Here is an 18,586-nt window from a genome sequence, read left to right on the forward strand (position 1 = left end):
CAAGAAATTGCGCGACATTGAAATAGATCGCGCCATGCGGCGCCTCGCCCGTCGACCTTCCAAGATAAGGCGCCCGGCGGCTGCGCGCCGCGCTTGCGGCGCTCCTGCGAGTCGCCGATGATCCACGGCCCTGGCGCCCGCCTTAAATCCAGCTCAGGACATTTCCACAAAACTTTGGCGAGCTCGGCGCAGCGCGCGGATCCGGAGACGCTTATGTCGGAAAAGATCATCGTTTCGAGAGATCTCGGGGTGTGGCGCCTGCTGATGAACCGCCCCGAAAAGAAGAACGCGCTTGATCGCGAAATGTATCGCGCCTTGATCGCCGCGCTCGACGAGGCGGCCCATGACGCGACGGCGCGCGCCGTCGTCTTCGCCGGCGCGCGCGGCAATTTCACCGCGGGCAATGATCTCGCCGACTTTCGCGATTTTGCTCCCGGCCGAGATATTGCTCCTGGCGCGGAAACATTTCCGGCGCTGGCCTTCGTTCGCGCGGCGGCGGCCTTCGAGAAGCCGCTCGTCGCCGCCGTGACGGGGGACGCCGTCGGAATCGGCGCCACCCTGCTCTTCCACTGCGACCTCGTTTACGCCAGCTCGGAGGCGCGGTTCACGATGCCGTTCGTCGACCTCGCCCTGCCGCCCGAAGGAGGCGCAAGCCTGCTGGTTCCGCGCCGCTTCGGCATGGCGAAGGCGTCCCAATATCTGCTGCTTGGCGAGAGCTTCGACGGCGCCGAGGCGCTGCGTCTGGGCCTGGTCAACGCGCTGGCCCCACCGGAAGGCGTGCTTGATCTTGCAATGGACGCCGCGCGGCGTCTCGCGGCGAAGCCCAGCCAAGCGCTATTCGCGGCGCGGCGGCTGATGCGCGGCGACCCCAATGACATTCTGTCGCGCATCGACGCGGAAGCCGCGCTTTTCGCCAAGGCGCTGACGTCGCCCGAAGCGCGCGAGCGCTTCGCCGCCTTTTTCGCGTCCCGCGGGCGCTAGGCTTCAGCCCGTCGCGACCTTCGCCGCTTGCGTTGCGAACGCGCTTCTCCCAAATAATAGGCGGACATACGCGCCCGCGCCGCCAAGGGCGGGCGCTCACATGGGCTGATTGGAAGATTATGCGCGATCCTTACGACGTTCTCGGCGTGCCCAAATCGGCGAGTCACGCCGAAATCAAGAAGGCGTATCGCCAGCTCGCCAAGAAATTCCACCCTGACCGCAACAAGGACGACCTGAAGGCCAAGGAGCGATTTGCCGAAATCAACTCCGCCTATGAAATCGTCGGCGACGAGACGAAGAAGGCGCAGTTCGACAAGGGCGAAATCGGTCCGGACGGGAAACCCCGCTTCACCGGCTTTGAAGGCTTCGGCGCGGGCGGAGGCGCCGGCCCCGGCGGCTTTACCCGCAGTTGGCGCCAGGCTGGCGGCGCGCCCGGCGGCGATCAGCATTTCGAGTTTCACTTCGGCAACGAGGCGCCCGGCGGCGGGCGGGCGGGCTTCGACCCTTCCGACCTCTTCGCCGATCTCTTTGGCGCCGGCGGGCGCCGTCGCGCCGGCACGCAGCCGACCCGCGGGGACGACGTCGTCGCCACCGCCACCGTGCCGCTGGAAACGGTCGCGCACGGCGGCTCGGCCCGAGTCATCCTGCCCAGCGGCCGCACGCTGGAAGTCAAAATTCCGGCGGGAATCGAGGACGGCAAGCAGATTCGGCTGCGCGGCCAGGGCCAGCCCGGCTCCATGGGGGGCGAACCCGGCGACGCGCTGATCACCGTGAAGGTCGCGCCGCATCCTTACTTCAAGCTGGATGGCCGCGACCTGCGGCTGGAGCTGCCGGTGACGGTTTATGAAGCCGCGCTCGGCGGACGGGTTCCGACCCTGACTCTGGACGGCAAGGTGGAGCTGACCATTCCGCCGCACTCCAACAGCGGGCGCGTGCTGCGGCTGCGCGGCAAAGGCCTTCCGGCGAGCGACGGCAAAATAGCCGGCGACCTCTATGTCTCGCTGAAGATCATGCTGCCGGAAACGGCGTCGAGCGATCTCGACGCGCGGATGCGGGAATGGCGCGACGCGCATCCCTATGATCCGCGCGCCAAAATGTCGTGAGGTCCTCGGTTATTTAACCTGCGCAGGCGTCGCCGCGACCGCGGCGGCGGCGGCTTCCGCCGCGGCCTGCATCGCTTCGGGCGCCAAGGCGCCAACGAGCACGAAGGCGAAGCCCCCAGCCCGCCATTCTATGACCGAAACGCCCTGACCGCGCTGACCCGCCGGCGCGGCGAGCGCCTCCGCCCGCTCGAAATAAAGCCCAACCCGCCCGCCATCGTCGCGCTCATAGACGAGAAACGCCGCCGGCGCCGCGACGCCGGGCGCGACGCGTCCGCCAAGCAGCCGCAATCCGACGCCGCTCAAATCCGGCGCGCGTGAAAACCCCACGCGCTCCTGAAGCCACGCGAGCAGTTCGCCGCGCCGGCTGGCCTCGACCTCCACGGGTCGCGGGTCAAGAATGTAAGTCGCGTAGGTCAAGCCCGCCCGCGCGGCATAGCTCGTGGCGGCGATGGCGCGCGTCATCGGGCTCTGCGCCGGGGGACGGCTTGCCAGAAACAGCAACGTCGCCGCGGCGACGGCCGCGCCGGCAATGAGCGTCAGCAGCGTCGAAGCGAGCGCCTGACGCCGCCGGCTGGCGCGGATTTCGTCGAGCTTGCGCGTCGGACGCGGCGCGGCGCCGGGTCGCCCCCAATGGATGGCGCCGGTTTCGATCGGCCCCTGACCGGCGGGCGGGGCCGGCGGGCGCGCCGCCGCCTCCCGCAGCGACAGAGGCGGCGTCTCAAGCGCCACCGGCTCGAAAGCGGCGCGCAGCGCCGCGTTTTGTCGCCGCCAGCCTTCAACGAGCGCGGCGTCCTCGGGATGCTGCAGAAGATGGTCTTCGACCTTGCGCCGCCGCTCGGGGTCGAGTTCGCCATCCACGAGGGCGTGCAAATCGGCTTCTTCAATCAGCGCCGAGGGCGTCATGCTTACTTCACGATCCGCAGATGCGAGGCGGCGCGGCGGCCGCCCTCCAAGGGCGCGACGGGCCGCAAGCCTTCCGCGCCGAGCGCCGCCCGCGCGCGCATCAGCCGCGCCAGCGCCGTTTCTCGGCTCGCGCCGACGATGCGCGCCGAGGCGTCATAGCCGAAGCCCTCGAGCGAGACGAGCAGCAACATGGCGCGCTCGTCGAAACAAAGACTTGCAAGCCCATGCACGACCGGCGGGTGGCGCGACGCCGGTCCTGGGGCGTTTGCGAGCTTTTTCTGAGCGAGCCCGACAAGCGCCGCATAGGCCTCGATTCGCGCTTCGGCGAGATCGGCGGGGCGCAGATCTCGCGCCCGAATCCGCGCGCCGACCAACTGCAGCGCGCTTTGCACGAGATCGTCGGCGATGGCGGGGCCCGCGCCGGCGCAAAGCGCGCGCGCATAGCGTCTCAGGGCCGGAGTCGCTCCGCCCAGACCCGCTATGATGTCGGCTCTTCTGCCCATGCGGCCCGCTCCGCTCGGTCTTCTCGCCAGTCTGCGAAGCCAATGACGTTTCCTATCGAATGATAGGGCATCGCCGCGCGATTGGCTATGCTTGGCCGTTCTGGCGCATCCGATTTCACATTCGCCGCCCCTGTGGCGCGAGGGTTTCCTTTGCGCCCAAAGCAGGCTAAACGGCGCGAGCCGCCGAGCGCTTTTCTCGCCCAGGACATAGACACGCATGACACAGCAAGCTGCGCCCGCCGCCCTTTTCGCCGGACTGCTCAAGGGAAAGAAGGGGCTCATCCTGGGCGTCGCCAATAATCGCTCGATCGCCTGGGGAATCGCCAAGGCCTGCGCCGACGCAGGCGCCGAACTCGCGCTCACCTATCAGATCGAAGCGCTGGAAAAGCGCGTGCGCCCGCTCGCGGCGGACATCGGCGCGACGGTCGTCGGGCGCTGCGACGTCGCCGAGCCGGAGACGATGGACGCCGTCTTCGCCGAGATCGAAAAGCTCTGGGGCAAGCTCGATTTCGTCGTGCATTGCCTCGCTTATTCCGACAAGGACCAGCTCGACGGGCGCTATGTCGAGACGACGCTGGAAAACTTTCAGATGTCGCTCAACATCTCCTGCTACTCCTTCACCGCGATCGCGCAGCGCGCCGAGAGACTGATGACGGACGGCGGCTCGCTGTTGACGCTGACCTATTACGGCGCCGAGAAATGGATGCCGCATTACAATGTGATGGGCGTGGCGAAGGCGGCTTTGGAGGCCTCGGTGCGCTATCTCGCCGCTGATCTCGGCGTCAAGAACATCCGCGTCAACGCGATTTCGGCGGGGCCGATCAAGACCATGGCGGCCTCCGGCATCGGCGACTTCCGCTACATTTTGCGCTGGAACGAATATAATTCGCCGCTGCGCCGCGTCGTGACGATCGAGGAAGTCGGCGAGACGGCGGTCTATCTGCTGTCGCCGATGGCGCGCGGCGTTTCGGGCGAAGTGCTGCATGTCGACGCCGGCTACCATGTCGTGGGCATGATGAATCCGAGCGCCGCGCCGAAAATGGCCGATTTGCTGGCGCTGCTGCCGCAGGAGAAGTGACGCGCCGCGTCATGCCCGCGCTTTTGTCGCGGGCATGCGCGGTGAGCGGAAAATGCTTCCAACGCTCGCACAAATCGCTAAAATTGCGCCATGACGAAACTGCTCGAACAGGCCTTCGAGGCGGCCCGCAGCCTGCCGCGCGCCATGCAGGACGACATGGCCCGCATCATCATCGCGATGACGGGCGAAGAGATGCCGGCCGTTCAGCTCACCCCCGAAGAAGAAGCCTCGTTCGAGGAATCTCTGACGCAGGCCGAGCGCGGCGAATTTGCGACAGACGAACAAATTCGGGCCATCTGGGCGAAGCATGGGCTGTGAAGCTTCGCTACACGCAACGCGCCGCCGCTGAACTCGACGAGATTCTTTCTTTCATCGACGCGCTTTCGCCACAGGGCGCGCTCACAGCGTCAAAGCCCGAATTCAGGCGATGACGGCGCTCCTCCTGGAGCATCCACAAACCGGCTAAAACGGACTTCGCCGCATGGTGGTCTACCCTTACCCCTATCTGATTTTCTATCGCGCAACGGAAACCGAGTTTATCATCCACGGCATACGCCACGGCGCCCGCCGGCGATCCGCTACAACGTGAGCGGCCGGAACATTGTGCGGCTCTATGTCTGATATAAACGAGTCCGACATTTTGAGGCGAAAACATAAATGATCAATGTAGCAAGAATTGCGGGTCCAATCTTTGAATTGCAAACTAACGCGTTCGGACGAATTACCGTTGACAATCTTACCATCACGCGTCTGGCGAAGATTGAGAAGGCCATCAAAGACCGAGGTGGAAACTCGCCGATTGAATTCATTGATATTCTTATCGGCACTCTGGCCAAAGATGAGAAGGGAAAGCATTTAACACCGGAGCAAATCGCATCTCTTTCTTCAGAAGAAAAAGAGCATTTTGCGGAGCAGCTATTAAATTACGTTGAATATATGTATCACGACCTTGTCATTGAACAATCGGAAAACGACAAAGGAGAAACAACAGTTAGCTGCCGGAAGGGTGACGTTACTATTCCACGCAACGAGAACGAGTCCGCAACTGCATATTTGCAGCGTACATTTTCAAAATATCTCGAAAAACAGGCGAAAATATTCGAGGAAATTAGCCCGAAAGGCCTCAACGACTCGTTGGCGAAAAGCGTCTTGGGTTGGGCCTCGCCATCGACGCTTTCCGCGCTAACGCGAAATGCAAAGATTTCTGATCAAATAGCGCAAACCCTCGCTCTGACTCGCACGAATGACGCCTTATCTCGCTGGAACGATATCGCCAAGGCGTCGGACCCTCTAACGCGCTTGAGCGATATCTTAAAGCCCAACGATGCTCTTTCTCGTTGGAACGATATTAGCAGGGTCACAGATGGCTTCGCTGGCTTGAATAATTCCATCAAGGCTGCGGAAGCCGCAAGCAAGGCCTTCAAAGCGGAGCATCTCACGCCGAAGATTAAGGACGTGTTTGGAGGAACTAAGTTTGAGATTCCCAAGCCACCCCCAAATCCAATACATGGCACCAATGAAAGATTGGATGGCCTGCTTGAAAGGTTCGAACGCTTCGAAACGCTTGCAGGGCAAACAGTGGAACTCGTTCACAGCATGAATACAGCGGCTTCTGGGCTCCTTGAAGCATTTGCCAATGGAGCGCGGGACACGGAGAAATTTTCTCGTCGTTCCATCAAAATCGCATGGATTGCGCTGTCTGCGGCAATCGTTATGCCGATTGGTCAGACTGGCTACGACATATGGAAATCTCAGCAGCAGGATGCAGAAACGAAACGTCTCGTTCAAGGAGTCGTTCAGCAGTTTCTCGATACCGAGCAGAAGTCCTCGAATGGATTCAAGAACGCTATATCGGAACGTCTCAACCAATCCCAAGCGGATGAGGCCGATATTGCCAAGGCTCTTTTGTCCTTGAGCAGTGAAATTCGCGCTTTAAGGGAAAGTCAGCCCGACCGTCGCAAGAGGTAAAGTTTCGCAAGCGCAGTAAGCCGCGCCAACAGACCGCAATCGTCACGGCAGTTTTCCTCGTCAGCGTCGTTTTGCCGGAGCCGTTCGGACCGGCGAAGACGACGAGCTTCGGCGCGCTCATCCAGAATTTCAGCCCGCCAGCTTGGCTTGCTTCGAAGATTTGTCGAAGGAACTCGCTTTGGCCGCCCCCGCTCGCCACTCTCTTCGTTACTGCAACAGCGAGTTCTTCTACGCCGCCGGCTCCGCAAATCCCCTTTGCCTTAGCAGCGGCTCCACCGTCGGCATCCGCCCGCGGAAGGCCACATAGGCGTCCGCCGCGTCCTGTCTGCCGCCCGCGGCGTAGATGTGATCGCGCAGGCGCTGCGCGACCTCGGGCGCGAAGGGGTCGGCCGTTTCCTTGAAGGCTTCGAAAGCGTCGGCGTCGAGCGTTTCGGCCCAGAGATAGCTGTAATAGCCCGCCGAATAACCGTCGCCGGAGAAGATATGCGAGAAATGCGGCAGGCGGTGCCGCATGACGATTTCCGGCGGCATGGAAATCCCCGCGAGGCTCTCCGTCTCGAAACCGCCCGCCTCGAAATCCGGCCCGACGCTTTGCATGTGGATGTCGAGATCGACATGCGCCGAGGCGCAGAACTCGACCGTCGCGAAGCCCTGATTGAAATGGCGCGAAGCGGCGATGCGCGCGACGAGATCATCGGGAATGGGCGCGCCGGTCTCGGCATGCAGCGCGAATTTCTTCAGCACCGCCGGCTCCAGCAGCCAGTGCTCGTAAAGCTGCGAAGGCAGCTCGACGAAATCGCGCGCGACATTGGTGCCCGCGACCGAAGGATAGGTCACGTCCGACAGCATGCCATGCAAGGCATGGCCGAATTCGTGGAACAGCGTGCGGGCGTCGTCGAGGCTGAGCAGCGTCGCGGCGCCATCGGCGCCTTTGGTGAAATTCATCACATTGACGATGATCGGCCGGGTTTCGCCAGCGAGCTTGTGCTGCGCGCGGAAGTCCGACATCCAGGCGCCGCCGCGCTTCGAGGGCCGCGCAAAATAATCGGCAAGGAACAGCGCGACATGTTTGCCGTTGCTGTCCAGCACATCGAAGGCGCGCACATCCGGATGGTAGAGCGGCAGGCCTTTCTGCTCGACGAAGCGGAGGCCGAAGAGTTTTTGCGCGACGTCGAACGCCGCGGCGATCATGTTGTCGAGCTGGAAATAGGGACGCAGCGCGGCCTGATCGAGATCGTAGCGCTTCGCGCGCACGCGCTCGGCATAATAGCGCCAGTCATGCGCCGCGACGGTGAAATTCGCCCCCTCTTCCTCGACCATCGCCTGGATCTGCGCCCGCTCCTCGGCGGCGCGCGTCAGCGCCGGCGCCCAGACGCGATCGATCAATTCGCGCACGGCGGCCGGCGTCTTCGCCATCGTGTCATCGAGCTTGAAAGCGGCGAAACTGTCGAAGCCGAGCAGCTTCGCGCGCTCTTCGCGCAATTGCAGAATTTCGCGGATGAGCGGGCGGTTGTCGGTCGCGCCCGCATTCTCGCCACGGCTCGCCCAGGCGCGAAACACCGTCTCGCGCAGATCGCGCCGCGTCGAGCTTTGCAGAAAGACTTCCGCGCTGGAGCGCGACAGCGTTACGCCATATTTGCCGGGCGACCCACGCTCGGCCGCAATGCGCGCAGCGGCGGCGCGAAAGTCCGGCGAGAGGCCGTCGAGATCGCTTTCGTCGAGCAGCAGCAGCCATGATGATTCATCGGCCAGCACATTTTGCGAAAACCGCGTCGAGAGGCCCGCCAGCCGTTCGAGGATCGTTTTGAGACGCGCCTTGTCGGCGTCTTTCAGCTTCGCGCCGGCGCGCACGAAATTCTTATAGGTCAGCTCGAGAACGCGCCGCTGCTCCGGCGTCAAATCGATCGCCCCGCGCGTCTCGTAAAGCGCCTCGATCCGGCGAAACAGCGCGGGATTCATGGAGATGTCGCTGGAGTGACGCGAAAAGGCGCCGGCCATATCGCGCTCGATCTCCTGCAACTCAGGCGTCGTGTCGGCGGCGGCAAGATTCCAGAACACCGCTCCGACGTCGGTCAGAAGTCGCCCCGCCCGCTCCAGCGCGCCGATGACATTGTCGAAACTCGGCGACGACGGGTCGTTGGCGATGACGTCGATCTCGGCCTTGTGCTCAGCGAAGGCCGTTTCGAACGCCTCGCGGAAATGCGCGGGCCGGATCGCATTGAAAGGCGGCAGGCGGAAAGGGCCGCCCCACGCCATAAGGAGAGCGTTATCCATGACAGTCTCTTAGCAAGATGCCGACCATCGGCGGCGCTGTGACAGGCCGCTACACCCCCGCGGGCTTCCCGACCACCGTCACCAGCAGGTCGCCGTCGCCCAAGAGCCGCTTCGCGCCGCGCTGACAATCCTCCATCGTCACCGCGGCGATGCGGCCGTTCCGCTCATCGAGGAAGCTCGGCGCGAATCCATCGAGCTGCAAATTGACCAGCTGGCTCGCGATCTTGGTCGAGGTGTCGAAGCGCAGCGCATAGGAGCCGGTGAGGAATTTCTTCGCCTTGTCCAATTCATCCTCGGTCGGACCGTTGGCGACGAAATTTCTGAACTCTTCCTGGATCACGCCGATCGCTTCGCCGGCGCGCTCGTTCTTCGTCGCGGCGGCGCCGATCAGCATCGGACAATGGTCATATTCATTGAGATGCGAATAGACCGAATAGGCCATGCCGCGCTTTTCGCGCACCTCGCGGAACAGCCGGGAGGTGAAGGTGCCGCCGCCGAGAATGTGGTTGGCGACGACCACGGCGTAATAGTCGGGATCATGTTTGGTGATCGACGGGCGCCCGAAGCGGATTGTCGATTGCGGCACGTCAAGATCGACGATCTGGCGCGTGCCGACATTAGCCACTGCGATTTCCGGGACGGGCGCGAGATCGTTCTGCAGCGCCAGCCCGCCGAAGGTCGCGTCAAGCAGATCGGAGAGCGTCGTCGCGTCGATCGCGCCGACGACTCCGATCTTGAGATCGCATCTCGCGAAGAGCCGCTCGCGCAGGGCGATGAGGTCCTCGCGCGAGAGCGTGTCGATCGACGCAAGCTCGCCGCGCACCGGGCGCCCATAGGGATGGTTCGGGAAGGCCGCTTCGCGGAAGGCCTTCGACGCCATCGAATCAGGGTCATTGGCGTCGCGCTTCAATTCCGCGGCGAGCTGGCTGCGCACGCGCGCGACGTCGCCGGATTCGAGCCGCGCGTCATTGAGCGCGAGTTTTAACAGGCCGAAGGCCTTGTCGACATTGCGCGAGAGCGTCTGCAGGTGGCCCGAGATCGCGTCGCGATCGGCGCCGAAGCCGACATGAATCGCGAGATCGTCGATGGCGCGATGGAAGCCGCGCGCGTCATAGGGGCCGGCGCCTTCGTCGAGCGTCGACGCGAGCAGCGTCGCCAGTCCGGGCTTATCCGCCGGGTCCTGCGACGCGCCGCCGCGGATCGCGAATTCGAGCGCGACGAGCGGCACGGCGTGGCTCTCCACGAGCCAGGCCTCAAGGCCGGCCGGCGTCGTGATCCGCTGCACATGTTCGGCGCGGGAGGCGATGGTGACGAGGGGCGCGTGAGCGGTCATTTCAGTTCCTAACGGAGGTCGGCGGTAAGTCATGGGTCGAGTCAGGCGTCGGCTTTGCGCCGACGGCCCGACGCGATCGTCGTCTCAGGCGGGAAGCAGAAAACCCGTGACGGCCCTGCGCTTGTCGAGCCATTTGCGCGCGGCGTTTTGCACGTCCTCGGCCGTCACCTTCTCCATACGCTCGGGCCAGGCGACGACGTCGTCGATGGTGAGGCCGGTGGCCAACGCCTCGCCATACCAGCGGGCAAGCGAGACCTGGCTGTCCTGCGCGTAAACGGCGTCGGCGATCAGCCGAGTCTTGGCGCGCTGCAAATGCTCCGCCTCGATCGGCTCCTCGGCGAACCGCCGCAGCACGCGATCGATCGCGACGTCGAGGTCCTGGAGCGAAACGTCCGGCGCGGGCGTCGCATAGACCCAAAGCCGCGTGTCGTCGACGGCGGAGCCCATGTAATAGGCGCCGGCGCCGACCGCGACCTGCTCCTCGACGACCAGCGCCTCATAGAGCGCGCTCGTGGGTCCGCCGCCGAGCATATAAGCGAGCGTCTCCAGCGCCTCGGCTTCGCCGGGCTGCGCCGTGCTGTAGGACGGCACCAGATAAACCTGCTCATGCGCCGGCTGCTCGACCTTCTCATCGCGCAGCGTCACCAGACGATGGGCGCGGTGCGGCGGCTCCTGGGCGCGGGCGCGCCGCGGCGGCGCGGCCTGCGCGGGAACCTTGCCGTAGGCATCCTTGGCGAGACGCTCGACCTCGTCAGCCTCGACGTCGCCGGCGACGATCAGGATGGCGTTTTCCGGCGTATAGAAGCGTTGGTAATAGGCGAGCGCATGTGTGCGATCGAGCCCCTCGATCTCGTGATTCCAGCCGATGATCGGGATGCCGTAGGGATGATGGGCGAAGAGCGCCGCCTGTACGGCCTCGTCGAGCTGGGCGGAAGGATCGCTGTCGGTGCGCATGCGGCGCTCCTCAAGCACCACGTCGCGCTCCGGATCGACCACCTCGTCGGTCAGAACCAGATTGCGCATGCGATCGGCCTCGAACGCCATCAGCGTGGCGAGATGCTCCTTGCCGATGCGCTGGAAATAGGCCGTGTAATCATAGCTGGTGAAGGCGTTCTCCTGGCCGCCAAGTTCCGCGACAAGATTCGAGAATTCGCCCTGCGGATGATTCGTCGTGCCTTTGAACATCAGATGTTCAAGAAAATGCGCGATGCCCGACTGACCGAGCGGGTCGTCGGCGGCGCCGTTTTTGTACCAGACCATATGCGTGACGACAGGCGTGCGCGCGTCGGGGATGACGACGACTTCCATGCCGTTGTCGAGCGTGAAGCTCGCAATGCTCGCGCGCGCAGGCCCCGGCGCGGCAGCCCCAGGCGCAAGCGAAACGGCTGACGCCTTCGTCTCAAATGACATGAACGGCCTTTCTCGCGGCGGCGGCCGCGTCTCGGAGAGTGTCTCTCCTATATAGGCCGTAATTTAATTCTTGTCGTTGTCCGAGCTTCCGCGCAGGAATTGCGGCATCACGGCGCTGAAGTTCGACAGCATATCGCCGCCTCGCGTGTCCGGGGCGGCGGAGCTGTAGGCGCCGGTCGCATGGGCCCCTCCGCTTCGCATGTCCGGGGCGCCGGGGTTCGCGCCCGAAGCGCCGGCGGCGGAATTGTCCGCGCCGCCGCGTCCCCAGCTGAACGGGTTCCACCAGGAGCTCTTCTTGGCGGCTTCGGTCTCGCGGAGATTGTTGAGGTCCTGCGTCGGCCGGCGGTAGCCGGGCGGCGGCTCCGTCAGCATGATGCGGCTCGGCTCCTCGACGGCGGGCGCGGGCGGCGGACCGCCTGATCCAAAGGAAAGCACCCGCGCAATCACCCCGGGGCGCGGCGCCTCCGGCGGCGCGTTCGGCACCCGGGCGTAGCGGTTGACGTTGCGGCGCCGCTCGGCCGAAAGTTCGGCGGGCCATTCGCCCGGCTTGGCGCCCCGCTCGCGCGGCGGCGGGAGGTCGCCGGCGCTCGGCGGCAAGACGAGCTTCGGCCGTTCGCTATAATCGATCTTGCCGACGCCCTCGTCCGAAGACGCGCCGACCATCTCCATCATCGCCGACCATGTGGATTTATCGTCGCCGGCCAGAGCTGGCGCGGCCTGGATCGCCGCGAAACCGGCGAGAGCGTAAAGGGCGCAGCGCTGCGACTGAGCAAGCTTCATCTGTCGGACTCCATTCGGGGCTCCGGTTATATGCGGCTACATGGACGCGACTTATTGGCGATTTAGTGGCGAAGACCGGGCCACGGCGCAACCAGAGCGCGTTCAAGTCTCGGCGCGCCGCTCCTGCGGCAGAAAAACGCCCTCAACGACGAGCAGCGCCACGCCCGCCGTGATGAAGACATCGGCGACATTAAACACGTAGTTCGCGAGAGGTCCGACGGGCAGGCTGGTGTGCAGATAGAAGAAATCGGCGACCGCCCCCCGTGTGATGCGGTCGGCGGCGTTGCCGAGCGCGCCGCCGATGATCAATCCCAGCGCCACAGCGGTCGCGCGGCTTTGCGTGCGCACCATCCAGATGGCCAGTCCGGCGATGATCGCGCCCTGCATCGTCAACAGCGCGAGTCGGGTCAAGGTTTCGTGGGCCGGAAACAGCGAATAGGAGACGCCATAGTTCCAGGACAGCACGACGTCGAGGAACGGCGCAAGGCTCATCGGCGGCCGGGCGGCGACGTCGAATATATTCAGCATCCAGAATTTATGCGCCTGGTCGAAGGCCAGAGCGGCGAGCGCCGCGGCGAGGCCCAGTGCGCGGGGGGAAAGTCTGCCAGACAAGCGGGATCTCCATGACGCCACCGCAGCATTAAGCCGGATCAATCCGAAAAAGAAACGGCCCCGCTCATCCGACGAGATCACTGGGCGACGATCGTCGTCCTTCTGCTGGAACCCATCCAGAACGGAGCCGGCGAAGGCGTTGATCTGAAGCTCTCCGCACCGAATTTGATCGCCTGTGCAAACGAACGGTGCGAGGCGCGGCGCCCGACCGATTTCATGAAATGGCTAAGATCAGTCTTTAGGCTGCGCGTGGCTGCAGGGCCAAAAAACCCAAAATTCTGCGCCTTTCCCCAACTTGACAGCGGTTGGCCTCGCCCATATCTGTGTGGCGCTTGCTGGCACTCATCGCAAGCGAGTGCCAGCAAGCCTTCGCATATCCCTTTTTGACGGGGCCCGAACCCCGTCAGGTCAGAAAAGGAAAGATCAACAATGACGTTCCGTCCCCTCCACGACCGCGTCGTGGTCAAGCGACTCGAAGGCGAGGAAAAAACCAAAGGCGGCATCATCATTCCCGACACCGCGAAAGAGAAGCCGCAAGAGGGCAAAGTGATTTCCGTCGGCCCCGGCGCGCGCGACGAAAACGGCAAGCTGAACCCGCTGGACGTCAAGTCCGGCGACCGCGTGCTCTTCGGCAAATGGTCCGGCACCGAAGTCAAGATCGACGGCGACGACCTGCTCATCATGAAGGAAAGCGACATCCTCGGCATCGTCGACTGACTCGACGCCGTTCGCTTCCAACTCAGGAGAATTGTAAATGGCTGCAAAAGACGTCCGTTTCTCCACTGACGCCCGCGATCGCATTCTGCGCGGCGTCGAAATCCTCAACAACGCCGTCAAGGTGACGCTCGGGCCCAAGGGCCGCAACGTGGTCATCGAAAAGTCCTTCGGCGCGCCGCGCATCAGCAAGGACGGCGTCACCGTCGCCAAGGAAATTGAACTTGCCGACAGGTTCGAAAACCTCGGCGCCCAGCTCGTCCGCGAAGTCGCCTCCAAGCAGAACGACATCGCCGGCGACGGCACGACGACCGCGACGGTTCTCGCTGCGTCGATCGCCCGCGAAGGCTCCAAGGCGGTGGCCGCCGGACTCAACCCGATGGATCTGAAGCGCGGCGTCGATCTCGCCGTGGAAGCCATCGTCGCCGATCTCAAGCAGCATTCGAAGAAGGTCACCTCGAACGACGAGATCGCGCAGGTCGGCACGATTTCGGCGAATGGCGACAAGTTCATCGGCGAAGAAATCGCCAAGGCGATGCAGAAGGTCGGCAATGAGGGCGTGATCACGGTCGAGGAGGCGAAGAGCCTCGAGACCGAGACCGACATCGTCGAAGGCATGCAGTTCGATCGGGGCTATCTCTCGCCCTATTTCATCACCAACGCCGAGAAGATGATCGCCGAACTCGACGATCCCTACATCCTCATCCACGAGAAGAAGCTCTCGACGCTGCAGCCGCTGCTGCCGATCCTCGAAGCCGTCGTGCAGACCGGCAAGCCGCTGCTCATCGTCGCCGAGGACATCGAAGGCGAAGCGCTGGCGACCCTCGTCGTCAACAAGCTGCGCGGCGGGTTGAAGATCGCCGCCGTCAAGGCGCCGGGCTTCGGCGATCGCCGCAAGGCGATGCTCGAAGACATCGCCATCCTCACCGGCGGCGAGTTGATCGCCGAGGACCTCGGCATCAAGCTCGAGAACGTCACGCTCGCCATGCTCGGCCGCGCCAAGCGCGTGCGCATCGAGAAGGAGAACACGACGATCATCGACGGCGCCGGCGAGAAGAAGGACATCGAGGCGCGCATCTCCCAGATCAAGGGACAGATCGAGGAGACCACCTCTGACTACGATCGTGAAAAGCTGCAGGAGCGTCTGGCGAAGCTCGCCGGCGGCGTCGCGGTGATCCGCGTCGGCGGCGCGACCGAAGTCGAAGTCAAGGAGAAGAAGGACCGCGTCGACGACGCCCTCAACGCCACCCGCGCGGCGGTCGAGGAAGGCGTGTCGCCCGGCGGCGGCGTGGCGCTGCTGCGCGCCATCAAGGCGCTCGACGCCGTCAAGGTCGGCAATCCCGACCAGCAGACCGGCGTCGACATCGTCCGCAAGGCGATCCAGGCGCCGGCGCGCCAGATCGTCGACAACGCCGGCGGCGACGGCGCCGTGGTGGTCGGCAAGCTGCTCGAAGCGTCCGAATACGGCTACGGCTTCGACGCGCAGAAGGGCGAGTATGGCGATCTGATGAAGCTCGGCATCATCGACCCGACCAAGGTCGTGCGCACCGCGCTGCAGGACGCCGCGTCAATCGCCGGTCTGATCATCACCACCGAGGCGACGATCACCGAAGCGCCGAAGAAGGAAGGCCCGCCGGCCATGCCGGGCGGCGGCGGCATGGGCGGCATGGACTTCTAAGTCTCGCCACCAATCGCTGATCCAGTCAAAGTCCCGGGGAAACCCGGGACTTTTTTTACGTTCCTTGTCGGCTTTGGGTCGCGCCGAATATGCCTTCGATCCAGGCCGTCACCGCCCTGATCCTTGGAACATGTCTGTCGCCGGGATTGACGAGCAGCCACACTTCGCGCTTGAGCACGGGCGCCTTGTCGCCGAGCCGGCGCAACCCAGACTCGCGATCGGCGATCAAACACGGCAGCAGCGACTTTCCGATGCCGATCTTTACGGCGTTGAGGGCCAGTTCGGAGTCATTGACGGCAAGGCTCGCCGGATGTCCCTGCCGACTGACCGCCCGATTGATCCAGGCGACGTGTGGAAGCCCGGCCATCTCCGCCTCGTAAGTGATCCATGAAAGCCGCCGCGCGTCCCCCGCGGTCGGCGCGTAGACGGCATAGTCGAGGTCTGCGATGCGACGCGTGATCGCTCGTTGATCTTCTCGCGGCCGCGCATGGCGAAGCGCGATGTCGGCGTCGCGACGCATAACGCTGAGATTGCGCGGCTCGGCGATGATCTCGAGCGACAGTCCGGGATAGATTTGAGTCAGCCGCTCGACCGCGGGCAGCAGAAGCCGGCTTGCGATGAGCGGGATGGCGGTGATGCGGACGCTGCCGGTCGGCGCGGAGTCGGCGCCAGCCGACGCTTCGGCGATCGCGATCGCCTCTTCCTCCATGCGCTCCGCGCGTTCGATGATATACGCGCCGATCTCCGTCAGGCGCCAGCGAGGCTCGAACAGCGTCAATCCGAGGCCTTGTTCGATGCGCCGAACTCGCCGCGCCACCGTCGTCTCGTCCACCCGCAAAGCCTTCGCCGCTGGCGCGATGGCGTTTGCGCGGGCCACCGCAAGCACGTAGCGCAGATCGTTCCAGTTCATCGGCGGCGAATTTGCTGACATGAGCGGCAAAACTACCGCTGCCGGGGCGTCTTTGCATCAACTAGGTTTCTCCCCGTCGACTTTGAAGACGGAGCCGGAACATGCACTTTGATCGTCGTCTATTGATCCAGGGAGGTCTGGCGTCGATGACCGGCCTGCGATCGCCGGAGCATCCCCGACGTTCCGTCAGAACTGCGACGGCGCGCTTCAAGGCTTTGGCTTTCGACGCGTTCCCGATCTTCGATCCAAGGCCGATTGACGCGCGCGCCGAGACGCTTCTTCAAGGCGACGGAAGGCGACTTGTCGAGTTGTGGCGAAATCGTCAGTTCGAATATTCGTGGCTGCGAACTGCGTCAGGCCAATATGTGGACTTCATGAAAGTATCGGAGCAAGCGCTGGTCTTCGCCGGCAACGCGCTGAAGCTGCAAGTGAGCGCAGAGACGCGCGATCAACTCCTTCGCGCCCATCTTGCGCTCGGCCCATGGCCGGACGCGAAGCCGGCTCTGCAGGAACTGCGATCGGCGGGCGTTCGTCTGGCGCTTCTCTCCAATCTTACGCCCGATATGCTGAACGGATCGATCGTAGCGTCCGGGCTTGAGGGCGTTTTCGAGCATGTCCTGAGCACGGATCGTGCGAAGACGTACAAACCAAGTCCAGACGCCTATCGGCTAGGAGTCGATGCGTTCGGACTGGCGGAAAGCCAGATCTTGTTCGTCGCCTTCGCCGGATGGGACGCGGCCGGCGCAAAGGCCTTTGGCTATCCGACGTTTTGGGTCAACAGGCTCGGCCTGCCTTCCGAGGAGTTGGGGAGCAAAGCTGATGCGGAGGGCAAATCGCTCGCAGATCTGACGGCGTATGCGCTCGATTGACGTTACTGACCCGCCGTGCCCGGCGCGGTCTGCTGCGCATGTCGCTTCGCGAGGATCTCGCCGGGGGTGATGTTCGCCGCCGCAACCTGCAGCTTGTTGGCCCAGCCGCTGATGATCTCCGCGTCGCCGCGCATCATGGCTTCGAAGCCATCCATCGCCACTTCCTGGGCGGACGCCTTTTCCGACCGTCCGACTTTCGTGTCCATCAGATCAGCGCGCTCGAAGAAATCGGTCGCGGTCACTCCCGGCATCAGGCAGGTGACGGTGACGCCGGAATCCTTGAGCTCCTCGCGCAGCGCGAAGCAGAAACTGTTGAGAAAAGACTTCGTCGCGTTGTAAACGGCCTGATACGACCCCGGAATGAAGCCGGCGATGGAGCCCGTGACCAGAATGCGTCCGGCGCCCCGCGCGCGCATGTCCCTGGCGACCTTGTGAAGCAGATAGATCGTGCCCGTCACATTGGTGTCGAGCACATGCCGCTCCGCCGAGAAGTCTTGATCGAGAAAGCCGCGACCCAACCCATGTCCGGCGTTGGCGAGAAGCGCGGCGATCGGGCGCCCCTCAGCTGCGGCGCATAACCGGTCGACGCCATCCGTTGTGGAGAGGTCGGTTTCGACCTCGGTCACATTCGCGCCAAGCTCCCGAAACCGAGCGGCGGCGCCGTGAATTTCGGGACGATCGGCCGCGATCGCCAGATCAAAGCCCCGCTGAGCGCAGATCCGGGCCAGTTCGTAGCCAATCCCTGACGAGGCGCCGGTCACCACGGCGAGCGGCTTCCGCGAAGTCTGGTTCATTTCCACGTCAGCGGCGCCGCCCGCGGACGACGCCGATGCTCCTGTTGGGCGCCCTTGCGTCAGGCGGCCTTACGATTGACCCGCCCTTCGGCAAGCGACGACAGTTTCTTGTCCGCGTTCTTTTCTTCCGCGAGCGTCTCCGACAGAAGCTGCGCGCAGTCTTCGCGGCCAAGCTCCTTCGCCCAGGCGATCAGCGTGCCGTAACGCGTGATTTCATAATGCTCGACGGCCTGAGCGCTCGCGATCAGCGCGGCGTCCAGCACTTCATTGTCGGCGGTTTCGCCCGAGACCTCATCGGCCTCTTCAAGAATGCCGTCGATCGCCGGGCAGTTGACGCCCTTGGGGGCCACGCCATGCAGTTCAAACACTTTCTCAAGCCGGCGCACCTGATTTTCCGTCTCGCCAAGGTGCTGCTCGAACGCTTCCCTCAGCCGCGGATCGGAGGCCTTCTCGACCATATCGGGCAGCGCTTTCAGGATCTGGTTTTCAGCGTAGTAAACGTCGCGCAGCGTATGCACGAAGAGATCGTCGATGGTCTTGATGTCCTTGGAAAAGAGACCCATCGTCCCGCTCCGGTTTTGGCGATGTGAAGGAAGCCCGCGGGCCGCAGGCGTGCATTGGAACGCCGCCCGCGCGCGAATGTTCCCCAGAGGCGGAGAGGCGCGCCTGAACGCCG

The 18,586-nt window shown here is 63.9% G+C and carries 18 protein-coding genes; 8 read left to right on the plus strand and 10 right to left on the minus strand.

The features are described from left to right. Positions 1 to 213: 213 nt before the first annotated feature. Positions 214 to 981 (plus strand): enoyl-CoA hydratase-related protein, encoded by a 768-nt coding sequence (locus BN69_RS06615; protein WP_041926838.1) that lies wholly within the window; start codon positions 214 to 216, stop codon positions 979 to 981. Between the two features lie 119 nt (positions 982 to 1,100). After that, a complete protein-coding gene (locus BN69_RS06620) occupies positions 1,101 to 2,084 on the plus strand; it encodes a DnaJ C-terminal domain-containing protein (RefSeq protein ID WP_014890796.1) in 984 nt (327 codons plus the stop codon). A gap of 9 nt (positions 2,085 to 2,093) precedes the next feature. Here BN69_RS06620 and BN69_RS06625 read toward each other — a convergent pair whose 3' ends face one another. Both BN69_RS06625 and BN69_RS06630 read right to left on the minus strand, forming a co-directional pair. After that, positions 2,094 to 2,987, minus strand: coding sequence for an anti-sigma factor family protein (locus BN69_RS06625; RefSeq protein ID WP_014890797.1), 894 nt, complete (start codon positions 2,985 to 2,987; stop codon positions 2,094 to 2,096). A gap of 2 nt (positions 2,988 to 2,989) precedes the next feature. Further along, positions 2,990 to 3,490: a DNA-directed RNA polymerase sigma-70 factor gene (locus tag BN69_RS06630; protein WP_014890798.1), complete on the minus strand. Its 501-nt coding sequence runs from the start codon at positions 3,488 to 3,490 to the stop codon at positions 2,990 to 2,992. Between the two features lie 217 nt (positions 3,491 to 3,707). Here BN69_RS06630 and fabI point away from each other — a divergent pair, with 217 nt between their 5' ends. The 3 genes from fabI to BN69_RS06650 all read left to right on the plus strand — a co-directional run bounded on the left by fabI (position 3,708) and on the right by BN69_RS06650 (position 6,536). Beyond that, positions 3,708 to 4,568 (plus strand): enoyl-ACP reductase FabI, encoded by an 861-nt coding sequence (fabI, locus tag BN69_RS06635; RefSeq protein WP_014890799.1) that lies wholly within the window; start codon positions 3,708 to 3,710, stop codon positions 4,566 to 4,568. A gap of 90 nt (positions 4,569 to 4,658) precedes the next feature. Beyond that, entirely contained in the window at positions 4,659 to 4,886 is a 228-nt protein-coding gene (locus BN69_RS06640; protein WP_014890800.1) for a hypothetical protein, read from the plus strand. Between the two features lie 339 nt (positions 4,887 to 5,225). Continuing rightward, positions 5,226 to 6,536 carry a hypothetical protein gene (locus tag BN69_RS06650; RefSeq protein WP_014890801.1) on the plus strand — a complete coding sequence of 437 codons (1,311 nt, stop codon included), beginning with the start codon at positions 5,226 to 5,228 and terminating at the stop codon, positions 6,534 to 6,536. A 228-nt stretch (positions 6,537 to 6,764) separates the two neighbouring features. Here BN69_RS06650 and BN69_RS06655 read toward each other — a convergent pair whose 3' ends face one another. From BN69_RS06655 to lspA, 5 genes are all read right to left on the minus strand, one after another. Further along, positions 6,765 to 8,810 carry a M3 family metallopeptidase gene (locus BN69_RS06655; RefSeq protein ID WP_014890802.1) on the minus strand — a complete coding sequence of 682 codons (2,046 nt, stop codon included), beginning with the start codon at positions 8,808 to 8,810 and terminating at the stop codon, positions 6,765 to 6,767. A 49-nt stretch (positions 8,811 to 8,859) separates the two neighbouring features. Then, the gene (locus BN69_RS06660) at positions 8,860 to 10,143 is read right to left on the minus strand and encodes a M16 family metallopeptidase (RefSeq protein ID WP_014890803.1); all 1,284 of its coding nucleotides are present in this window, start codon (positions 10,141 to 10,143) and stop codon (positions 8,860 to 8,862) included. Between the two features lie 84 nt (positions 10,144 to 10,227). Further along, complete coding sequence (locus tag BN69_RS06665) at positions 10,228 to 11,553, minus strand: M16 family metallopeptidase (protein WP_014890804.1); 1,326 nt, start codon at positions 11,551 to 11,553, stop codon at positions 10,228 to 10,230. 63 nt (positions 11,554 to 11,616) lie between these two features. Then, positions 11,617 to 12,333 carry a hypothetical protein gene (locus BN69_RS06670; RefSeq protein WP_014890805.1) on the minus strand — a complete coding sequence of 239 codons (717 nt, stop codon included), beginning with the start codon at positions 12,331 to 12,333 and terminating at the stop codon, positions 11,617 to 11,619. A 102-nt stretch (positions 12,334 to 12,435) separates the two neighbouring features. Continuing rightward, positions 12,436 to 12,945, minus strand: coding sequence for a signal peptidase II (lspA, locus tag BN69_RS06675; RefSeq protein ID WP_041927190.1), 510 nt, complete (start codon positions 12,943 to 12,945; stop codon positions 12,436 to 12,438). Positions 12,946 to 13,374: 429 nt separating this feature from the next. Here lspA and groES point away from each other — a divergent pair, with 429 nt between their 5' ends. Both groES and groL read left to right on the plus strand, forming a co-directional pair. Beyond that, positions 13,375 to 13,662, plus strand: coding sequence for a co-chaperone GroES (gene groES / locus BN69_RS06680; protein WP_014890807.1), 288 nt, complete (start codon positions 13,375 to 13,377; stop codon positions 13,660 to 13,662). Between the two features lie 37 nt (positions 13,663 to 13,699). After that, positions 13,700 to 15,337 (plus strand): chaperonin GroEL, encoded by a 1,638-nt coding sequence (groL, locus tag BN69_RS06685; protein WP_014890808.1) that lies wholly within the window; start codon positions 13,700 to 13,702, stop codon positions 15,335 to 15,337. A 55-nt stretch (positions 15,338 to 15,392) separates the two neighbouring features. On the opposite strand, the gene BN69_RS06690 is transcribed toward groL, so the two are convergent. Then, positions 15,393 to 16,268, minus strand: a complete 876-nt coding sequence (locus BN69_RS06690) for a LysR family transcriptional regulator (RefSeq protein WP_014890809.1) — start codon at positions 16,266 to 16,268, stop codon at positions 15,393 to 15,395. An 80-nt stretch (positions 16,269 to 16,348) separates the two neighbouring features. Here BN69_RS06690 and BN69_RS06695 point away from each other — a divergent pair, with 80 nt between their 5' ends. Continuing rightward, positions 16,349 to 17,116 (plus strand): haloacid dehalogenase type II, encoded by a 768-nt coding sequence (locus tag BN69_RS06695; protein ID WP_014890810.1) that lies wholly within the window; start codon positions 16,349 to 16,351, stop codon positions 17,114 to 17,116. Between the two features lie 2 nt (positions 17,117 to 17,118). Here the strand turns inward: BN69_RS06695 and BN69_RS06700 are convergent, their stop codons facing one another. Together BN69_RS06700 and BN69_RS06705 are read right to left on the minus strand one after the other, a co-directional pair. Further along, entirely contained in the window at positions 17,119 to 17,910 is a 792-nt protein-coding gene (locus tag BN69_RS06700; RefSeq protein ID WP_041926840.1) for an SDR family NAD(P)-dependent oxidoreductase, read from the minus strand. 59 nt (positions 17,911 to 17,969) lie between these two features. Then, on the minus strand, positions 17,970 to 18,473 hold the full coding sequence (locus tag BN69_RS06705) for a YciE/YciF ferroxidase family protein (protein ID WP_014890812.1): 504 nt from the start codon (positions 18,471 to 18,473) through the stop codon (positions 17,970 to 17,972). Positions 18,474 to 18,586 lie beyond the last annotated feature (113 nt).

Origin of the sequence: Methylocystis sp. SC2, from assembly GCF_000304315.1 — a bacterium.
Taxonomy (GTDB): domain Bacteria; phylum Pseudomonadota; class Alphaproteobacteria; order Rhizobiales; family Beijerinckiaceae; genus Methylocystis.